The 18779-nt window shown below is 37.0% G+C and carries 15 protein-coding genes and 1 pseudogene; 5 read left to right on the forward strand and 11 right to left on the reverse strand.

From position 1 onward, the window contains the following. The 8 genes and pseudogenes from SORDD27_RS08935 to yfmF all read right to left on the reverse strand — a co-directional run. A pseudogene (locus tag SORDD27_RS08935) lies at positions 1 to 187 on the reverse strand (rod shape-determining protein MreC); the annotation flags it as partial. A gap of 60 nt (positions 188 to 247) precedes the next feature. After that, positions 248 to 1042, reverse strand: a complete 795-nt coding sequence (locus tag SORDD27_RS08940; protein ID WP_061428612.1) for an energy-coupling factor transporter transmembrane component T family protein — start codon at positions 1040 to 1042, stop codon at positions 248 to 250. Further along, the gene (locus SORDD27_RS08945) at positions 1035 to 1874 is read right to left on the reverse strand and encodes an energy-coupling factor transporter ATPase (RefSeq protein WP_061428614.1); all 840 of its coding nucleotides are present in this window, start codon (positions 1872 to 1874) and stop codon (positions 1035 to 1037) included. The genes SORDD27_RS08940 and SORDD27_RS08945 overlap by 8 nt, the downstream gene beginning before the upstream one ends. Next, on the reverse strand, positions 1859 to 2686 hold the full coding sequence (locus SORDD27_RS08950; RefSeq protein ID WP_061428616.1) for an energy-coupling factor ABC transporter ATP-binding protein: 828 nt from the start codon (positions 2684 to 2686) through the stop codon (positions 1859 to 1861). The genes SORDD27_RS08945 and SORDD27_RS08950 overlap by 16 nt, the downstream gene beginning before the upstream one ends. Beyond that, positions 2683 to 3228 carry a CDP-diacylglycerol--glycerol-3-phosphate 3-phosphatidyltransferase gene (gene pgsA / locus SORDD27_RS08955; RefSeq protein ID WP_061428618.1) on the reverse strand — a complete coding sequence of 182 codons (546 nt, stop codon included), beginning with the start codon at positions 3226 to 3228 and terminating at the stop codon, positions 2683 to 2685. The genes SORDD27_RS08950 and pgsA overlap by 4 nt, the downstream gene beginning before the upstream one ends. A 10-nt stretch (positions 3229 to 3238) precedes the next feature. Next, positions 3239 to 4060 carry a cytoskeleton protein RodZ gene (rodZ, locus tag SORDD27_RS08960; RefSeq protein WP_061428620.1) on the reverse strand — a complete coding sequence of 274 codons (822 nt, stop codon included), beginning with the start codon at positions 4058 to 4060 and terminating at the stop codon, positions 3239 to 3241. A gap of 35 nt (positions 4061 to 4095) precedes the next feature. Then, the gene (yfmH, locus tag SORDD27_RS08965; RefSeq protein ID WP_061428622.1) at positions 4096 to 5379 is read right to left on the reverse strand and encodes an EF-P 5-aminopentanol modification-associated protein YfmH; all 1284 of its coding nucleotides are present in this window, start codon (positions 5377 to 5379) and stop codon (positions 4096 to 4098) included. Then, complete coding sequence (gene yfmF / locus SORDD27_RS08970) at positions 5376 to 6626, reverse strand: EF-P 5-aminopentanol modification-associated protein YfmF (protein ID WP_061428624.1); 1251 nt, start codon at positions 6624 to 6626, stop codon at positions 5376 to 5378. Before yfmF ends, yfmH begins: the two co-directional genes overlap by 4 nt. 160 nt (positions 6627 to 6786) lie before the next feature. Here yfmF and yaaA point away from each other — a divergent pair, with 160 nt between their 5' ends. Continuing rightward, complete coding sequence (yaaA, locus tag SORDD27_RS08975) at positions 6787 to 7155, forward strand: S4 domain-containing protein YaaA (RefSeq protein WP_061428626.1); 369 nt, start codon at positions 6787 to 6789, stop codon at positions 7153 to 7155. A gap of 2 nt (positions 7156 to 7157) precedes the next feature. Beyond that, on the forward strand, positions 7158 to 8255 hold the full coding sequence (recF, locus tag SORDD27_RS08980; RefSeq protein ID WP_061428628.1) for a DNA replication/repair protein RecF: 1098 nt from the start codon (positions 7158 to 7160) through the stop codon (positions 8253 to 8255). A gap of 52 nt (positions 8256 to 8307) precedes the next feature. On the opposite strand, the gene guaB is transcribed toward recF, so the two are convergent. Next, entirely contained in the window at positions 8308 to 9786 is a 1479-nt protein-coding gene (guaB, locus tag SORDD27_RS08985; protein ID WP_061428630.1) for an IMP dehydrogenase, read from the reverse strand. 160 nt (positions 9787 to 9946) lie between these two features. Then, positions 9947 to 10972: a tryptophan--tRNA ligase gene (gene trpS, locus SORDD27_RS08990; protein WP_061428632.1), complete on the reverse strand. Its 1026-nt coding sequence runs from the start codon at positions 10970 to 10972 to the stop codon at positions 9947 to 9949. Between the two features lie 195 nt (positions 10973 to 11167). On the opposite strand from trpS, the gene SORDD27_RS08995 reads away from it, so the two are divergent. Beyond that, positions 11168 to 12790, forward strand: a complete 1623-nt coding sequence (locus tag SORDD27_RS08995; RefSeq protein ID WP_000958774.1) for an ATP-binding cassette domain-containing protein — start codon at positions 11168 to 11170, stop codon at positions 12788 to 12790. Between the two features lie 61 nt (positions 12791 to 12851). Next, positions 12852 to 15404 carry a YfhO family protein gene (locus SORDD27_RS09000; protein WP_061428634.1) on the forward strand — a complete coding sequence of 851 codons (2553 nt, stop codon included), beginning with the start codon at positions 12852 to 12854 and terminating at the stop codon, positions 15402 to 15404. Between the two features lie 21 nt (positions 15405 to 15425). Here SORDD27_RS09000 and SORDD27_RS09005 read toward each other — a convergent pair whose 3' ends face one another. Next, a complete protein-coding gene (locus SORDD27_RS09005; RefSeq protein WP_061428636.1) occupies positions 15426 to 18080 on the reverse strand; it encodes a YhgE/Pip domain-containing protein in 2655 nt (884 codons plus the stop codon). A 128-nt stretch (positions 18081 to 18208) separates the two neighbouring features. Here SORDD27_RS09005 and SORDD27_RS09010 point away from each other — a divergent pair, with 128 nt between their 5' ends. Beyond that, positions 18209 to 18751 (forward strand): TetR/AcrR family transcriptional regulator, encoded by a 543-nt coding sequence (locus tag SORDD27_RS09010; RefSeq protein WP_000665080.1) that lies wholly within the window; start codon positions 18209 to 18211, stop codon positions 18749 to 18751. Positions 18752 to 18779: the final 28 nt, after the last annotated feature.

The raw sequence follows: 18779 nt of genomic DNA on the forward strand, positions 1-18779 counted from the left end.
GTCCCAAATCTGATTTGAAAGTATCAAACCACTGAAAGGGTTTTTGAACAATTCTATCTACCAAGGAAATCCCATCTCCTAGTTTCGTCACAATAGCGCTTGAATAGGTTGTCACTAATAGTACAGAAACTGCCAGAACTGTGACAAAAACGATGATTAGATATTTTGATTTTTTAAAACGGTTCATATTCCTACCTTTATACTAAAAACCTGCTACTTTGAGCTTCTTATCAATCCTACAAACCTGCTAAGATTTTAAGAAAAATAAGAAACATCCCAGTACCAAAATCACAAGAATTGCCAGTGTATCCTTTTGACTCCATCTCAACTGTCTATACTGACTTCTACCCTTTCCTCCCTGATAACCACGCGCTTCCATTGCTATTGCCAATGAATCTGCACGCTTTAAGCTCGTCGCAAAAAGAGGAATTAAAATTGGAATCATAGCCTTTACTTTTTGAACGATGCTACCTTCGCCAAAGTCAACTCCACGAGCTTTTTGAGCATTCATAATTCTCGTTGTGTCATCCATCAAGGTTGGAACAAAACGCAAACTCATTGATAACATAAGACCAATTTCATGAACGGGAACTTTCACACGTTTCAGCGGTGCTAAAAGAGCTTCAACTGCGGCTGCCAGACTCAAAGGCATGGTCGTTAATGTTAGCAAGGTTGAAAAGAAAATAATCAACACAAAACGACAGAAAATGATTCCTGCTTGTTGCAAAGCATAATCCGTTATTTTTATAAAAGAAAACTCAAATAGGATATTTCCACTTGAAATGAAAAAGAGCTGAAAAAGAGTTGTAAAAGCAATCAAGAAGAACATGGATTTTAATCCCTGAACAAAAAATGAGAGGGAAACGCCTGACAAAGCGATAAATATACCTGTCGCTATAAAAAGAATGAGATTAGTGAGGGGATTATTGGCCCAAAATACAATCAAAATCAACAGGATCATGGCAAGCAATTTACTACGGGGATCCAAGCGATGAATGATGGAATCCCCCGGTATATAACGCCCTAAAATCATACTATCCATTTAGCGACTCCTTAAACTCCTCTATCTTGATTGGCAATTTTTTAAAAGCTACACCTCTATCTGCCAAACGTTTACAAAAGGCTGTTATTTTAGGCACACCTAACTGCACCTTTTCCATAGAGGCTACATCTTGGAAAACTTCGCTCGGTTTACCACTTTTGACCAAACGCCCCTTTTCCATAACATGGACCTGATCAGCATATGCAGCTACGTCATCCATCAAATGCGTTACCAGGACGATTGTCATTCCAGCAAGGTGAAGTTTTTTAAACAGGGTCATCAGTTCTTTTCTGCCCAGAGGATCTAGTCCAGCTGTAGGCTCATCCAAAACCAAGACAGTTGGCTCCATGGCTAGCATACCTGCTATAGCCACACGTCTCATCTGACCACCCGAAAGTTCAAAAGGACTGCGCTCAAAGAGTGACTCATCGATGCCTACCAAGGCTAACTTTTCACGCGCAATTTTCTTGGCCTCTTCCTCAGAAACTCCAAAATTTTGTGGTCCAAATGCAACATCTTTCAAAACAGTCTCTTCGAAAATCTGATTTTCAGCAAATTGAAACACTAGACCAACCTGCTTTCGAATCTGGCGAATTTCTTTATTGGTTGATGTAGGGGTAATGACGGTATCGAAAACTCGAACAGAACCCTTACTTGGTACCAATAGGCCATTTAAAAGCTGTAAAATCGTTGATTTCCCACTACCTGTGTGCCCTACTAAAGCTGTATAGGAACCATCCTCAATCGTCAAAGAAACATCAGTCAAGGCTGATGAAGATAGGGGAGTCCCCTCTTGATAGGTAAAGCTCACATTTTCTAGAGTAATTCCCATAGCTTGTCCTCTAGCTCTCCTTCTGTCAAATAGCCATCCGGCAACTGATAACCAGTCTCTCTCAAAGATTCTCTCAATTGATTAGTAAAAGGCTCATCCAACCCTATCTGGTCAAGGTCGTCCCGCGAAAAAAGTTCTCTTGGGCTACTGGTTGACTCCACTTGGCCTTTTTTCATGACCAAGACACGGTCACTCATCGCAACTTCTTCTAAGTCATGTGTAATGGAGACGACTGTCATCTGATGGTCTTTTCGAATCTCTTGAACTGTCTGAATCAGTTCTCTGCGTCCCTCAGGATCCAACATACTTGTAGCCTCGTCCAAAATCAAAATAGCTGGCCTCAGGGCAACAACTCCAGCAATAGCCACACGCTGTTTTTGTCCACCAGATAAACGAGCTGGTTCTCTCCTCTTAAAGTCCAGCATACCTACCAACTCCAAAGATTCAACCACTCTCTTCTTCATTTCTTCACGAGGAAGTCCCTGATTTTCTAAACCAAAGGCAACATCATCTTCAACAGTCGCCCCCACAAATTGGTTATCTGGATTTTGAAAAACCATACCAATTTGTCGACGCAAGTCCCAAACGTTCTCAGAGGACAGCAATTGCCCATCGATCCAGATTTCCCCAGACTCTGCTTCAAGCAATCCATCAATCAAACGGATAGTTGTCGATTTTCCACTTCCATTATGACCTACAATCGAAAGCCATTCTCCCCGTTTCACGTGAAACGAGACATTATTAACGTCATAATGATCCTGGTCTTCCTTGTAACGAAAAGACAGATCTTTTACTTCAATAATCGATTTCATTTCGAACCAAATGTCCCTTTGAATACATGAGCGCTACCCTTGAAATAATCATAACCAGAGTAGATGGTGAAAAATAAAGCTATATAAAGCAACAGTTGCCCAATTAAATTCCAATGTAAGAGCAAAAAGATAATGGCAAACATCTGACTAAAGGTCTTGATTTTCCCTGGCATCGCTGCTGCTAGAACTGTCCCTCCCGTCTCAACAAGCAACAAACGCAAGCCTGTCACCGCAAGTTCACGACAGATGATAATAGCAACAACCCAAGCTGGAGCCATGCCTAACTCAATCAACATGATAAAAGCTGACATAGCCAACAGCTTATCAGCCATCGGATCTGCAAATTTTCCAAAGTTGCTGACTACATTCCATTTACGAGCAAGGTAACCATCAAGATAATCCGTTATACTAGCAACTGCAAAGATGATTGCTGCCAGCAAATGACTTCCTTGTGAATGGCCTAAAGTCAAAATAAGAATAAAGAGAGGTATAAAGAGAATTCTACCAATAGTTAATACATTAGGAATTTGTTCTTTTTTCATTGATTTTTCCTTAATCTGTAGTAAATGTAAGTGTTACAGTTCCAGTCTGAGTTGTCAGCTTCGAAGTATCAATCGTTTGATTGTCCACTGTCACAGTAACTCCCTTCACTACACCTAAAGTAATGGTAACGGGATTCTTAGTTGAAACTGTTGTTTTTGCATTCTTATTGTCTGCGGATAGTGTCACACCACCCTCCAGCTTACTTCCTGAAACACTTACCCAACTAGTTACATCTGATACTGCCAGTTGAACAGTAGCGGTTTCCTTACTCGTTTTATACCGAGCTTCAATGCGGTTTCCTTCTCCTGACACTGTAATAGTTGATTCCGTAGTAGAAGACGAGCTAGACGTCTGACTACTAGAAGATGAACTAGATGAGGTTGTGGAACTAGTCGAGTTCACAACACTATAATTAGCTGAAGAAGGATTTGGCTGAGTTTGGATGTAGTTCCAAACATAGTAAGTGACAAAAATTAAAATTGACAAAGCAAATAGAACGAAATAAAACAAGGGGAGATAAGACGTTTTTTTCTTATTTGATCGTCTGCGACCAGACAGGTCTTCTTCATCGACATCTACCTCTTCATAAGTGATCATACTACCTGAATCATAGGCATCCAAAACAATTCTTTCATCTAACTCTACTGCCCAGGCATATTTTCTTAAAAAAGAACGAGCATAGAAGGTACTAGGAAGTTGATCAAAATCATCTGCCTCCATAGCTTCTAGAAAATGCAACTGAATTTCAGTTTTTTCCTGTAATTCTTCCAGACTCAATCCCTGGTTAATTCTGGCTAAACGTAGAACCTCGCCAATTGTTTTTTTTCTCATACGTACCATTCCTTCTTTCTAGTATTAGTCATCTTTTAAGCTGGAAAGATTGTAAAATCAACTAGATCACCATTATCAATCAAACGATGTCCAGCTTCTAGAACATCCTCCAAAGTAATTTCCTGTAAAATTTTCGGAAAATCAAAAATTGTTTCTCCGCGATCCATCGGATCGTATTGAGTTGCAATAAATTCCAAAGAGTTCATGCTACTGAAAAACTCCCCAAACATCTCACTCTTAACAAGATCTAAATGTTCCTCGGTAATATCCGCATCATTACTAAACTGACGAATCGCTTTACGAAATTGATGCGACAGAGAAACAGGCTCTTTGGTGTCCATTGTCAATATCACAAAATGAAAGCGACTGTTGACTTCAACCTCAAGTGACAATGACGCATCTAGCTTCCCAGTCTCATATAACCTTTGAAAACGATCAGAAGTCCAACCAAACATCATCGTAAATAGTAATTTCAATAAAATATTGTAACGATAAGACTCAGCTTCTCTTATTTGCCCATTGCCTCTAATCGCAACAGCAAGTTTGGGTGAAGAAACTTCCATCCGAAGACTATCTGTTTGCTTCACAGGCTGCAAAAGGAGTTGCTCTTTTGAAACCGTAAACTGGTTTGAAACTTCCTTTTCCTTTTTCGAAAAGTATTCCTCAACAACTTCCACATCAATATTTCCAACTAAAAACAGTGACATGTTGACAGGTTTGTAAAAGTCTGTAAAGTTCTCTTTTAAATTTGAAACTTGAATCTCAGAAATTGATTTTTCACTTCCAACTATATCTGTTGCTAAAGGAGTATCAGGAAAAAGGTTGGCTAATGTTGCAAAAAACAAACGTGAGTCTGGATCATCTTGGTACATTTCTCGTTCTTGCTGGATAATAGCCTGTTCCCTCAAAACAGACTCTTCTGTAAAATGAACATCTCCGACTAACTCATCTAGCAAATCTAAATTTTCTAATAGATGGTCAATTGTTGAAAAAAGATAGCTGGTCTTAGTAAAGCTTGTAAAGGCATTACTGTCCGCACCTAATCGAGTAAAAGCAGCCATTATATCCTCAGAATTTTCTCTTTCAAACAATTTATGTTCAAGAAAATGTGCAATTCCTGCTGGATGATGACGTAAACCTTTTTCCAAGCTTGTATAAGTTGCATCTACAGAACCAAATTGAACTGTTACAATCCCATAAACCTCATTGAAATCTCGCTTAGGAAGTAAAGAAACTGTCAATCCATTTGACAATTGTGCTTTGTAGACTGTTTCCTTTACAGCAGGATAGTATTTTTCTTCAAAAGTAACCTTTGTCATTCTACTCCTTCCATAAAGTAAATCGCTTGTAACTTCAAACTGTTGGCAGCTTTACATACAGCCTCTTTATCAACACTCTCTAATTTTGCCACCAATCGATCAATATCAAAGCTTGATTTCCCCAATAGAGCATTCAAATAGGCTCTTTCAACCAGGGTCTGTTGATTATCTTGAGCCATCAACAAAGATCGTCGAATCATCTCCTTGGTTTGTTCAAGTTCAAAATCTGTAAAATTACCCTTTTTCAGATCTAGCAATTGATGATTCATCATTTTTCTAGCCTGATTTCGATTTTCTCTATCGATACCCGCATACATCCTTAACAGACCACTAAACAAATCCAATTGACTAGAGACTGTATAGGCTATTCCAGCATTTTCACGAACATTTGTAAAAAGTTTCGAATGTGCAAATTCACCCAACAAACCATTCATAACAAGCATGGGCAAATGCTCATCATCACCATATTTTACAGGAGAATGATAGCCTAATTCCAAAATAGATTGCCCAACATTCCTCTGAAACATTCCTTCTCGTAGAACATTCGAATAAGATTGATGGTACTGGATAGTGACGCCGTTCTCTCTAGCTGTAAAGGGTAATGACTTCAGTGATTCTGTAATTTCTACTTCATTAAAATCACCTAAGAAAAAGAAATCAATACGATCATTTTTCAGAGCATTTTGAAAGCACATGTAGCTACTTTCCGGAGACTCATTTGAAATACTATTTCGTAAATCACTGTATCTCAATTGAAGACGCTCATCATGGAAGAACAAGCTATCCAACTCCTTATGAGCAAAATAAAATGAATCATCCATATCAGTAGCTAGACTAGCCAATAACTGTTTTCTTTCAATTTCAAATAAAGCTGGCTCAAAAGCACCATCTTGAGCTAAGGGAGCAAATAAAGTCTGTCTCACCAATTCCAAAATTCGAGAAGTCAAGACATTTTTTTTACTCAAGAACTCATCTCGCACGTAGGTAAATGTTAAGTCAAGAATATGTGCTTGTCCTCTACGATAAGCACTTGTGGAAATATCTGTTCCATATAAACTTGCCAAGTATCTGCGAAATGCTTGTGATGTGGGATAAGCTTGATTTGCCGTCTCCAACATACTTGCACTTAACATACGTCCTGCTATTGTCTCAAGAGATAAGGGAGCAGTAAAACGAATAGTGATTTTATTTGTTTTAAACTTTTTGGATTGAACAAAATGTGCTAAAATTCCAGGCACTAACTCCATACCTTACCTCCTTACATATAGAGTTCTATTATACCACGAAAATCAAAATTTTTCTTGTTCTCTTTATAGCTTTAAAGAGTAAAACCGTTTTCATTTCAGCTAACTTTCCTTCAGCTATTTCAAGGAAAATATGGTATAATACCAAAGATTGAGGTGAATTATGGAATACAAATTATTTGAAGAATTTATTACGCTCCAAGCCCTCCTAAAAGAACTTGGAATTATACAAAGCGGTGGTGCTATCAAATCCTTTTTAATAGATCATCAAGTTTACTTTAATGGCGAGTTAGAAAGTAGACGTGGGAAAAAAATCCGTATTGGAGATACGATTGACATTCCTGATTTAAAGATTGACATCACCTTGACACAACCAAGTTTAAAAGAGCAAGAAGAGTATCAAGCAGATAAGATTGAGAAAGAGCGAATTGCTAAACTTGTCAAAGAGATGAATAAAGGTATCAAGAAAGAAAAACAAAAAACTTCTTCATCACCTAAAACCAAACAAGCTCCACGTTTTCCAGGAAGATAACCATGTGGCTCCAACATTTAACAATTAAAACCTTTCGAAACTACAAAGAGGCAAAAATTGATTTCAATCCAAAATTAAATGTCTTTCTAGGTCAAAATGCACAAGGAAAAACCAATATTCTAGAAGCAATCTATTTCTTGGCCTTGACACGTAGTCATCGGACTCGTACAGATAAAAATCTCATTCATTTTGATAACGAGCAACTCCATCTTTCTGGCTTGCTACAGAAAAAAACAAGCTCTATCCCTCTAGAAATTGATTTAACACCAAAAGGGCGTGTGACCAAGGTCAATCACTTAAAACAAGCTCGCCTATCAGACTACATCGGACATATGAATGTTGTCCTCTTCGCACCTGAAGATCTCCAGCTAATTAAAGGAGCGCCTTCTGTCCGTCGAAAGTTTATAGACATTGAACTGGGACAAATAAAACCAATCTACTTGTCAGACTTGTCAAACTACAACCATATACTCAAGCAGAGAAATACCTACCTAAAATCCAGCCAGAAGATTGACGAAACATTTCTGTCAGTCTTAGATGATCAGTTAGTAGAGTATGGTTGTCGCGTTATAAAGCATCGGATAAAATTCATTAAAGACTTAGAGAAATTTGGTCAAAAAAAACACTTAGAAATTTCAAATAAATTAGAAGAGTTGTCAATATTTTATCAATCATCTGTCAACTTCACTGATGAAGAACAGCTAACACGTTCTTTTAAAATTGCTTTGGAGAAAAGCAGATCCAGAGACTTATTTAAAAAGAATACTGGAGTTGGCCCTCATCGAGATGATATTTCTTTTTATATCAATGGTATGGATGCTAGTTTTGGAAGCCAAGGTCAACATCGTAGCCTTGTTCTTTCTATAAAACTGGCGGAAATTGAGCTAATGGAAAGTATTACCAACGAGTCTCCAATACTACTGCTTGATGATGTTATGAGCGAACTTGACAATACACGGCAACTAAAATTACTAGAAACCATTTCTCAATCTATCCAAACCTTTATCACAACAACAAGTTTAGACCACTTACAAAATTTACCAGAAAACCTTAGTATTTTCAACATTCAAAATGGTAAAATTTCTGTAAACAAAAATTGACAATACTGTAAACAAAAAGAACTCCTGAGATTCAGGAGTTCTTTTTTACTAGTTACATAGAGTAGTTTGGTGCCTCATTAGTGATTTGTACATCATGAGGATGGCTTTCTTTTAGACCAGCCCCAGACATTTCAATAAATTGTGCATTATCATGTAGTTCTTTAAGGTTAGCTGCACCACAGTAACCCATACCAGAGCGAATACCACCAATCATTTGGAAGACAATATCAGCTGCTGCGCCTTTATAGGCAACACGCCCTTCAATTCCTTCTGGAACGAGTTTGTTTGCTTCATTGACAGAACCTTGGAAGTAACGATCGCTTGAACCTTTCTTCATTGCAGCGATTGATCCCATACCACGGTAAGTCTTAAACTTACGTCCTTGGAAGATTTCCGTTTCACCTGGTGCTTCGTCTGTTCCAGCAAACATTGATCCAAGCATAACCGCATTTCCACCTGCAGCAAGGGCTTTTACAATATCTCCAGAGTACTTGATTCCACCATCAGCAATGATTGTTTTACCATATTCACGCGCAACTGCTGCTGCATCATAGATTGCTGTCACTTGTGGGACACCAACCCCTGCAATCACACGAGTAGTACAGATAGAACCTGGTCCGATACCGACTTTGACAACATCTACACCTGCATCATAAAGAGCACGCGCACCTTCTGCAGTTGCAATATTACCAGCAATCAAAGTGCGATCTGGGAAGTGAGCACGAATTTCAGCAATTTTACGTAGAACCCCAGCAGAGTGACCATGTGCAGTATCAATAACAATTGCGTCAGCCCCTGCTTCAAAGAGAGCCTCTGCACGTTCAAATGTATCTGAAGTGACACCCACCGCACCAGCAACTAGAAGACGACCAAATTCATCTTTGGCAGCATTTGGAAACTCAATAACTTTTTCAATATCCTTAATAGTAATCAAGCCAGAAAGACGGCCTTCTTCGTCAACCAAAGGAAGTTTTTCAATACGGTGTTCTTGAAGAATATGTTCAGCTGTTGTAAGATCTGTGCCAACTGGAGCAGTGACAAGATTTTCACTGGTCATGTGATTTGAGATTGGCTGATTGTAATCTGAAATAAAGCGAAGATCTCGATTTGTTAGAATACCAACCAATTTACGATTTTCAAGTGTTTCTACAACTGGAACACCACTGATACGGTAACGTCCCATCAGTTCGTCTGCTTCAGCAATAGTGTGTTCTGGAGTCAAGAAGAATGGATCAATAATAACACCATTTTCAGAACGTTTTACCTTGCGAACTTCATCCGCCTGTTGCGCAATAGACATATTTTTATGGATTACTCCAAGACCACCCGCACGAGCAATAGCAATAGCCATTTGACTTTCTGTGACTGTATCCATTGCGGCTGTTATAATTGGGATATTTAAAGTCAGATTATCTGCCAATTTTGTTGTTAAATCTGCATCATTAGGCAACACATGACTTTCTGCTGGAATGAGCAATACATCATCAAAGGTAAAACCTTTTTTTAAAAATTTAGTATCCCAATTAGACATTGAAGTTTCCTCTTTTCTTTCTTTTTGAGCTTGACTCTTTTTGTATTGTATCTATCATACCATTCTATGAAAATTTGTCAATTATATTTATGGTAGAAATCATAAAAAACTATCCCTGTGAACCTATGGAAGAGATAGTTTTACGATTCATATTTATCTATTATTTAAAATAATTTAGTCCCATTGCTTTCTTAACTTCAGATAAAGTTTGCCCCGCAACCTCACGCGCTTTCTCACTACCTTTTTGAAGCATATTGTAAACTTCTCCCATATCCTTAGCAAATTCGATACGGCGCTCACGAATAGGGCCAAGTTCGCGTTCTAATATTTCAAGTAGATAACGTTTCGTCTTCACATCACCAAGACCACCACGTTGATAATGTTCTTTCATATCCGCAATGCCTTGAGCATCTTCTGGACGACCAAACACATCTAGATAATGAAAAACCATATTTCCTTCAATCTTACCTGGATCCTCCACTCGAATATGATCCGGATCAGTATACATGCTCATGACTTTTTTACGCAAAGTATCCGCATCATCTGCTAGATAAATACCATTATTAAGGGATTTAGACATTTTAGCATTTCCATCTAAACCTGGCAAACGCCCTGCTCTCTCATTTTCTGGATAAATACCTTCCGGCTCCACCAAGACCTCACAATTATAAGCATGATTAAAGGAACGAACAATCTCACGAGTTTGCTCAATCATTGGTTTCTGATCTGTCCCAACAGGAACATAATTAGCCTTGAAGGCAGTAATATCTGCTGCTTGCGCAATCGGATAAACCAAAAATCCTGTCGGAATACTTTCTCCAAACCCTTTCTGAGCAATCTCTGTTTTTACTGTCGGATTCCGTTCCAAACGAGCTAGTGACACCAAATTCATATAGTACATAGATAATTCAGCCAACTCTGGAATTTGGCTTTGAATAAAGATAGTTGATTTACTTGGATCTAATCCAACTGCTAGGTAATCTAAGGCAACATTCCCAATCGATTCTACAATCGTTTGAGGGTCTTTGGCGTGATCTGTCAATGCTTGTTGATCCGCCAAAAAAACAAACATGTCATACTTGTCTTCTTCCTGCAGTAATACTCTGTTTTTAAGACTCCCAACATAATGTCCAATATGCAGTTTACCTGTTGGGCGGTCTCCTGTTAAAATAATGGGTTTCGTCATTTTTTTCTCCTTCGAAATGGTCTCTTCAATTATAGCATTTTTTTGTTAAAATAACAGAAAATTATTTAAATCAAAGAGCCAATTCGCTGTAAATAAAACTGTAAACTTAGTTGACATAAAATTGACAAAGAAAAATTTGAATATTTCTCTCTTTTCTAGTAGAATAAATGTATTACATATTATAGGAGAAAAACATTGCTTACAGTATCTGATGTTTCACTACGTTTTAGTGATCGCAAACTTTTTGATGATGTCAATATCAAATTTACAGAAGGAAATACATACGGATTAATTGGTGCTAATGGTGCTGGGAAGTCTACATTCTTAAAAATCTTAGCTGGTGATATCGAACCTACAACTGGTCATATCTCTCTTGGTCCAGATGAACGTCTCTCTGTTCTTCGTCAAAATCACTTTGACTATGAAGATGAACGTGCAATTGATGTCGTTATCATGGGAAATGAAAAACTCTATAGCATCATGAAGGAAAAAGATGCTATTTACATGAAGGAAGATTTTTCCGATGAAGATGGTGTTCGTGCAGCTGAACTTGAAGGTGAATTTGCTGAACTTGGAGGTTGGGAAGCAGAAAGTGAAGCATCTCAACTGCTTCAAAACCTAAATATTCCAGAAGAATTGCACTACCAAAACATGAGCGAATTAGCCAATGGTGAAAAAGTGAAGGTTCTCCTTGCTAAAGCACTTTTTGGTAAACCTGATGTTCTTCTCTTGGACGAGCCAACCAACGGTTTGGATATCCAATCTATTACTTGGTTAGAAGATTTCTTGATTGACTTTGATAACACTGTCATCGTTGTATCCCATGACCGTCACTTCCTCAATAAAGTATGTACTCACATGGCCGACCTTGACTTTGGAAAAATCAAACTCTATGTCGGAAACTACGACTTCTGGAAGGAATCTTCTGAGCTTGCTGCTAAATTGTTAGCAGACCGTAATGCCAAAGCGGAAGAAAAGATTAAGCAATTGCAAGAATTCGTTGCTCGATTCTCTGCCAACGCTTCTAAGTCAAGACAAGCAACGTCTCGTAAAAAAATGCTTGACAAGATTGAATTAGAAGAGATTGTTCCTTCTAGTCGTAAATACCCATTTATCAACTTTAAAGCAGAGCGTGAGATTGGTAATGATCTCTTGACAGTAGAGAATTTAACTGTAAAGATTGATGGTGAAACTATCTTGGACAATATTAGTTTCATCTTGCGTCCAGGTGATAAGACGGCTCTTATTGGACAAAATGACATCCAAACGACTGCATTAATTCGTGCAATCATGGGTGACATTGACTATGAAGGAACTGTCAAGTGGGGAGTTACTACTAGCCGTTCTTACTTGCCAAAAGACAACTCGGCTGATTTTGCAGGAGGAGAGTCAATCCTTGACTGGTTGCGTCAATTTGCAAGCAAAGAAGAAGATGACAATACCTTCCTACGTGGTTTCCTTGGTCGTATGCTCTTTTCTGGAGATGAGGTTAACAAACCTGTAAACGTCTTGTCAGGGGGAGAAAAAGTACGTGTCATGCTTTCAAAACTCATGCTCTTGAAATCAAATGTCCTTGTACTTGATGATCCAACAAATCACTTGGACTTGGAATCTATCTCAAGCTTGAACGATGGATTGAAAAACTTTAAAGAATCAATCATCTTTGCTAGTCATGATCACGAGTTCATTCAAACTTTAGCAAACCATATTATTGTTTTGTCTAAGAATGGCGTCATTGATCGTATCGATGAAACCTATGATGAATTCCTAGAAAATGCAGAAGTACAAGCAAAAGTTAAAGAACTTTGGAAAGATTAAATAAGACTTCAAAACTCAGTTGGGGTAACCAACTGAGTTTTCTATCATTCTACGAGGTAACATGAAATCATTTTTTAAAACATATTGGACCTATTTTGTTTCTTTCATCATTCCTTTAGTAATTATGACTGGAGTATACCTAATTCAAGGTATCTACTGGAATAGCGATACATCTCCACTATTAGGAGATGGTTTCCATCAATACGTTATTTTTGATGTGGCTTTACGAAATATTTTACATGGAAATGGTAGTTTGTTTTACACCTTTACAAGTGGCCTCGGACTGAATTTCTATGCTCTATCTAGTTATTACTTGGGTAGCTTTCTTTCACCCATAGTTTACTTTTTTAATCTGTCGAATATGCCAGATGCTGTCTATCTAACCACTCTCTTAAAATTTGGATTGATTGGTCTGTCAACCTTCTTTAGTTTGACTAGATTATTTAAAGATATCCCAAAATTTTTAAAACTTGCCTTATCTACTTCCTATGCTTTAATGAGCTTCACTGTCAGTCAGTTAGAGATTAAAACCTGGCTAGATGTTTTTATCTTGATTCCTTTAATTATAACTGGTTTACACCTACTTATAACACAAAAGAAGCGCCTACTATACTTTACAAGTTTGTCAATCTTATTTATTCAAAATTATTATTTTGGATATATGACAGCATTGTTTCTTATTTTCTGGTATCTCTGCCAAATTTCTTGGGACTTTAAAACTCGAAAATCATCTTTTCTTGATTTTGTTGTTACCTCCTTTTTAGCTGGAATGGCTAGTTTGATTATGACTCTTCCTACACTGTTTGATTTACAAACTCATGGAGAGAAGTTGACTGCCATCACAAAATTAAAGACAGATAGTAGCTGGTATTTGGATATTTTTGCAAAACAATTCATTGGATCTTTTGATACAACTAAATATGGATCTATACCAATGATTTTTGTTGGATTGCTTCCTTTTATTTTGACTATTCTATTTTTCACAATAAAATCCATAAGGTTTCACGTGAAACTTACCTATGCAATTTTCTTTACTTTTTTAATAACAAGCTTTTACATAGAAGCACTTGATTTATTTTGGCAAGGGATGCATACCCCAAATATGTTTTTGCATCGCTATGCTTGGATTTTTTCCACTCTGTTAATTTATACTGCAGCAGAAGTCTTAAATCGTCTGAAAGAATTGAAGCTATGGAATCTATTTGGCTCACTTTTTCTTGTACTAACAGGATTTTTGGCCACTGTCTATTTTAAATCACACTATTCTTTTTTAACTGATTTGAATATCCTACTCACTCTTGAATTTCTACTAGTTTATGCTCTTTTACTTCTTACAGTCATTAGAAAATTTATCTCTGTAAATCTATTTGCAATTCTTTTGTCTTTATTTATAACGGCTGAGATAAGCTTAAATGCATCATCTCAAATGGAAGGAATAGCTAAAGAATGGGCCTTTGCTTCTCGTAGCGCCTATAATAGAGATATCACCGCTATGGAATCCATTCTAAACCAAATTGACAATCCATTTACACGTACTGAAAAACTGCAAATTCAGACTGGGAATGACAGTATGAAATTTAACTACAATGGAATCTCTCAATTTTCGTCTGTACGAAATCGCTCAGCTAGCACTAGTTTGGATAAACTGGGATTCAAATCCTCTGGAACCAACCTCAATCTCCGTTATGCAAATAACAGTCTTTTAGCAGACAGTTTATTTGGAATCCAGTACAATATTTCTGAAACTTCACTTGATAAGTATGGCTTTCAAGAGATTTATCAAAAGGATCATTTAACCTTATATAAAAATCAACTCTCTTTACCCATTGCCTTTGCCACTCAATCTATTTACAAAGATGTAAACTTTAACAATCACACTCTAGATAATCAGGCTTTATTTATAAACCAGCTTGCTAATCTCAACTTAGATTACTTCTCCCAAATAACATCTGATAAAACAGACACTTCAGATGGTTTAACCAGCATCACAGGTTCTGCTAATGAAGATGCAAAGATTGATTATCAAATTGAGGTTCCTCAAAATAGTCAAGTCTATCTCTCTTTTTCAAATCTTCACTTTACAAACGATAAGCAAAAGAAAGTTGACATCATTGTCAATGGAGAAAAGAAGACTTTTACAACTGACAATGCATTTAATTTCTTTAATTTGGGTTATACTGAAAAACAACAAACTTTCAATATCAGTGTTAGTTTCCCTGGAAATTCTCAGGTGTCATTTGAATCTCCAACCTTCTATCGTTTATATACTCAGGCTCTTACTGAAGCAATCCAAAAGATTAAAGAACAACCTGTAGAAGTATCCACCTCTAAAAATAAAGTCTTTGCTACATATGAAGTCAAACAAGATACCTCTATTTTCTTCACTATTCCTTATGACAAAGGTTGGTCTGCATACCAAGATGGGAAAAAACTTGAAATCAAGCAGGCTCAGACTGGTTTTATGAAAGTTGATGTTCCAAAAGGAAAAGGCACCATTACACTTTCCTTTATCCCCAATGGTTTTGTTATTGGAGCAGCCTGCTCACTAACTGCTCTTCTTCTTTTTGGGATCTATAATCACAGACGAAATTTATCTAAGACAGAAAAAGATTGACCAATTTCTTGGCCAATCTTTTTAATCTTCTTCCATTTTCTTAGGTTGATAAGCTAGCATACCTAAAGCAGTAAAGAAAGCTAGAGTTATAATAAGGAAAATCACTTGGTGATGAATATTTCCTGTCATAGAGATTGTTTGTCGTAAGCCTGATACAGAATAACTCATTGGTAACCAAGGATTGACACCTTTGAAGAAATCATTTGTCAAAGCAAGGGGATAGGTCCCTGCACTTGATGCTAACTGTAATAAAAGTAAAATAAGAGAGAAGAAAGCTCCAATACGGCTATTCCAAGTTGTTAAAGCTGTCACCATAGACATGAAAGCTAAACTTGTGATTATAATTAGAATCAAGGTCCTCATCTCATGGTTCGCAGTCAATCCAATAAGATGGACACCTCCATAAACTAAAACACCTGCTAAGACAGCTATAATCCCATTTATTTCAGAGCGAGACTTCAACCAAGCCCAACGACTCTCTGGATGATGTCCAGAAGGCAACTTAGCAAAAATCATATTGGTAGATATAGCAGCAACAAAAAGAGCAACTGATATCATATAAGGAGCCATGGCAATCCCATTCACAGGAACTTGGTCATTGTCTGTTTTTGAGAGAACTAGAGGTTCAGATAATGTTTCTGCATTTTTAGATTCTGTCGAAGCTGATTTGAGTTGATTATTTGCATTACCTAATCCTTGTCCTAATGAATCAACTCCTGTCTGTAAATCTTCAAGACTAGAGGTTAAGGTTGTTCCACCATCTGCTAGTTTTCCAGCACCATCTGCAATCTTCATAGCGCCACTTCCTAGTTGAGATGCTGCAGAAAGTAACTGTGTTGATTTGTCTGTTAATTGACCAGAGCCAAATTGTAATTTAGTAAGACCTGCTATCAGCTCTGGGCTCTTATTATTCAATTGAGCAGAACCAGATGATAGTTTTTCAATACCTGTTACTAATTCTGGAGTTTTCCCAGCTAGAGTATCCAAACCAGTTGTCAATTTTGAAGAGTTTTCTGTCAACTTGGTTGAGCCAGAAACCAATTGATCCAAACTTGTTGTTAAAGTTGTATTCTTTTCACTTAGTTGATTTACACCTAAAGAAATAGTATCCAATCCCTTAGTATACGCATTAACTCCATTTTCAATTGATTGACTTCCGGGAACTAACTGATTATCTACAGCATTTTGCAACTGTGTAAATCCACTTGACATAGATGTCAAGGAACTAGACGCTATAGGTAAAAGTTGATTTGCTTTAGTCTGTAAAGTAGAAAGATTAGAGACTGGTTGGTTTATACTTCCTAAATTTTCTTTTAAATCTCCTGCCGTCGTTAAAATTGCTTTTGCTGACTCTATCGTAGAATTAGAATTATTTGAAACAGCTTCAGTCAATTCTTTTTTCTGAGTTTCAGTGAGAGATTGATAAGTTGCTGTTGCTTGAAGATTTGTAAGAGTTTTCTCTTGCTCTGCTTGACTATTAGTCACAATAGTTTGAGCAAGAGTCGTTATATTTGTTAAGTCATTAGATATTGTATTTTTAAGATCAGTATTATCTGAAACTTTAACTGATTGGAGAGACTTATTCAACTCATCTAAACTGCTTGCTAACTGTGTTATATCCTCTTTCTGTTGAGATGAAGTATTTAATTGTGTGGATATTTCTTTGATTCCTTTATTTAATTGAGTAATACCATCTCTCAATGTATCTGATTGACTTGATAGTTGGTTTGTACCAACAGATAATTTGTCAACTCCGCTTGTATAGGCATTGACACCAACCGAAAATTGACTGAGACCTGAATTGAGTTGTGAAACTCCACCAGCATATGACTTCATCCCTGTATTTAACTGGTTGACACCTGCAACTAATTCTGGAGTTTTCGAAGATAATTGATTAAGTCCTGTGTCAACCTGTGAAACCGCACTTGTATAGTTCTGTAAACCATCATTAAATGTTCCTAAGCCACTATTCAGTTGCTTTACTCCTGTGACATACGTTGTCAACCCTTTTGTAAATTGATCTGTTCCATCCGAAAAGGTTAAACTTGAGCTAGCTAAAGTAGCAAGATTTGAAGACAATGTCTGACTTCCTCCAGCTAACTGACTGGCCCCGTTAGCCAATTGTTCACTTCCATCGGCTGCCTTCGTTAAACCGGATTTTAAATCACCCATCTTTTGAAATAAAGCTTTCGTATAGGATTCGGTTACATTAGCAGAAACATTCTGTTTTAACTGTGTCATGGCAGAATCACTCATCTTACTTGCAATGAAGCTATGCCCGCTAGAAGTTTGATAGTTAATGGTCATTTGTTCTGGGTGATCTGATAGAATAGAAGCAGCTTTTTCAGATAAGTCACTTGGCAAAGTGACTACCATATAGTAATCACCGTCTTCTAGTCCCTTCTTACCTTCCTCTTCATCTACGAAATGAAAATCTAAGCTTTTATTTTCTTTTAAATTTGATACCATGTCTTTTCCTATAGCCATGGTATTACCGTTATAGGAAGCTTCTTTATCATTATTGACAACTGCCACAGGTAAGTCAGACAATTGCCCATATGGATCCCACATTGATGACAAAAATATGATATTGTACAGAGCTGGAATAAGAGAAATCCCTATCATGACAATAATAAAGGTTGGTTTTTTAAAAATTGCTTTCCATTCTTTAAACATATCTTCTCCTTTTTTAAACATATTGTCTAAAATTTTGATATAATAGATTATACATCAAAAAATCCAAATTACAAGGTTAAAAATACTTTTTTAGACACATAGTCTATTTTTGTGTATAAGGAGGAATTATGAAAGAAAGTAACAAACGTTTAAAAACAAAACGAATTATCGAAAATGCCATGGTTCAATTATTGATGGACCAGCCCTTTGATCAAATTTCTACTGTCAAGTTAGCAGAAAAAGCCGGAATTAGTCGTTCCAGCTTTTACACTCACTACAAGGATAAGTATGATATGATTGAACTCTACCAAAGTAAGCTATTTCATACCTTTGAGTATATTTTCCAAAAACATGCTCATCACAAAAGAGATGCTATTTTAGAAGTATTTGAATATTTAGAGTCTGAGCCACTCTTGGCTGCACTCTTATCTGAAAATGGGACAAAAGAAATCCAAAATTTCTTGAGAAATAAGCTTCACATTATGCTTAGCACCGACCTTCAGAAACGCTTTATGAAATTACAACTCACTCCAATAGAATTAGAATACAGCAGTATTTATCTAACAAATGCCCTATTTGGTGTTTGCCAGACTTGGATTGCTCACGGAAAAAAAGAAAGTCCACAAGAAATGACAGACTTCCTTATGAAAATGTTAGGTGATGTCAACTAAAAAAAGAACACCAATGGTGTTCTTTTTT

The sequence above is a fragment of the Streptococcus oralis genome, assembly GCF_001579025.1.
Taxonomy (GTDB): Bacteria; Bacillota; Bacilli; order Lactobacillales; family Streptococcaceae; genus Streptococcus; species Streptococcus oralis_X.

Coding starts and splice junctions, on each gene's coding strand:
- guaB (WP_061428630.1), bottom strand. CDS start 9,786: ATGTCTAATTGGGATACTAAATTTTTAAAAAAAGGTTTTACCTTTGAT.
- SORDD27_RS08940 (WP_061428612.1), bottom strand. CDS start 1,042: ATGGATAGTATGATTTTAGGGCGTTATATACCGGGGGATTCCATCATT.
- SORDD27_RS09000 (WP_061428634.1), top strand. CDS start 12,852: ATGAAATCATTTTTTAAAACATATTGGACCTATTTTGTTTCTTTCATC.
- rodZ (WP_061428620.1), bottom strand. CDS start 4,060: ATGAGAAAAAAAACAATTGGCGAGGTTCTACGTTTAGCCAGAATTAAC.
- SORDD27_RS09005 (WP_061428636.1), bottom strand. CDS start 18,080: ATGTTTAAAGAATGGAAAGCAATTTTTAAAAAACCAACCTTTATTATT.
- pgsA (WP_061428618.1), bottom strand. CDS start 3,228: ATGAAAAAAGAACAAATTCCTAATGTATTAACTATTGGTAGAATTCTC.
- yfmF (WP_061428624.1), bottom strand. CDS start 6,626: ATGGAGTTAGTGCCTGGAATTTTAGCACATTTTGTTCAATCCAAAAAG.
- trpS (WP_061428632.1), bottom strand. CDS start 10,972: ATGACGAAACCCATTATTTTAACAGGAGACCGCCCAACAGGTAAACTG.
- SORDD27_RS09010 (WP_000665080.1), top strand. CDS start 18,209: ATGAAAGAAAGTAACAAACGTTTAAAAACAAAACGAATTATCGAAAAT.
- yaaA (WP_061428626.1), top strand. CDS start 6,787: ATGGAATACAAATTATTTGAAGAATTTATTACGCTCCAAGCCCTCCTA.
- SORDD27_RS08950 (WP_061428616.1), bottom strand. CDS start 2,686: ATGAAATCGATTATTGAAGTAAAAGATCTGTCTTTTCGTTACAAGGAA.
- recF (WP_061428628.1), top strand. CDS start 7,158: ATGTGGCTCCAACATTTAACAATTAAAACCTTTCGAAACTACAAAGAG.
- SORDD27_RS08945 (WP_061428614.1), bottom strand. CDS start 1,874: ATGGGAATTACTCTAGAAAATGTGAGCTTTACCTATCAAGAGGGGACT.
- yfmH (WP_061428622.1), bottom strand. CDS start 5,379: ATGACAAAGGTTACTTTTGAAGAAAAATACTATCCTGCTGTAAAGGAA.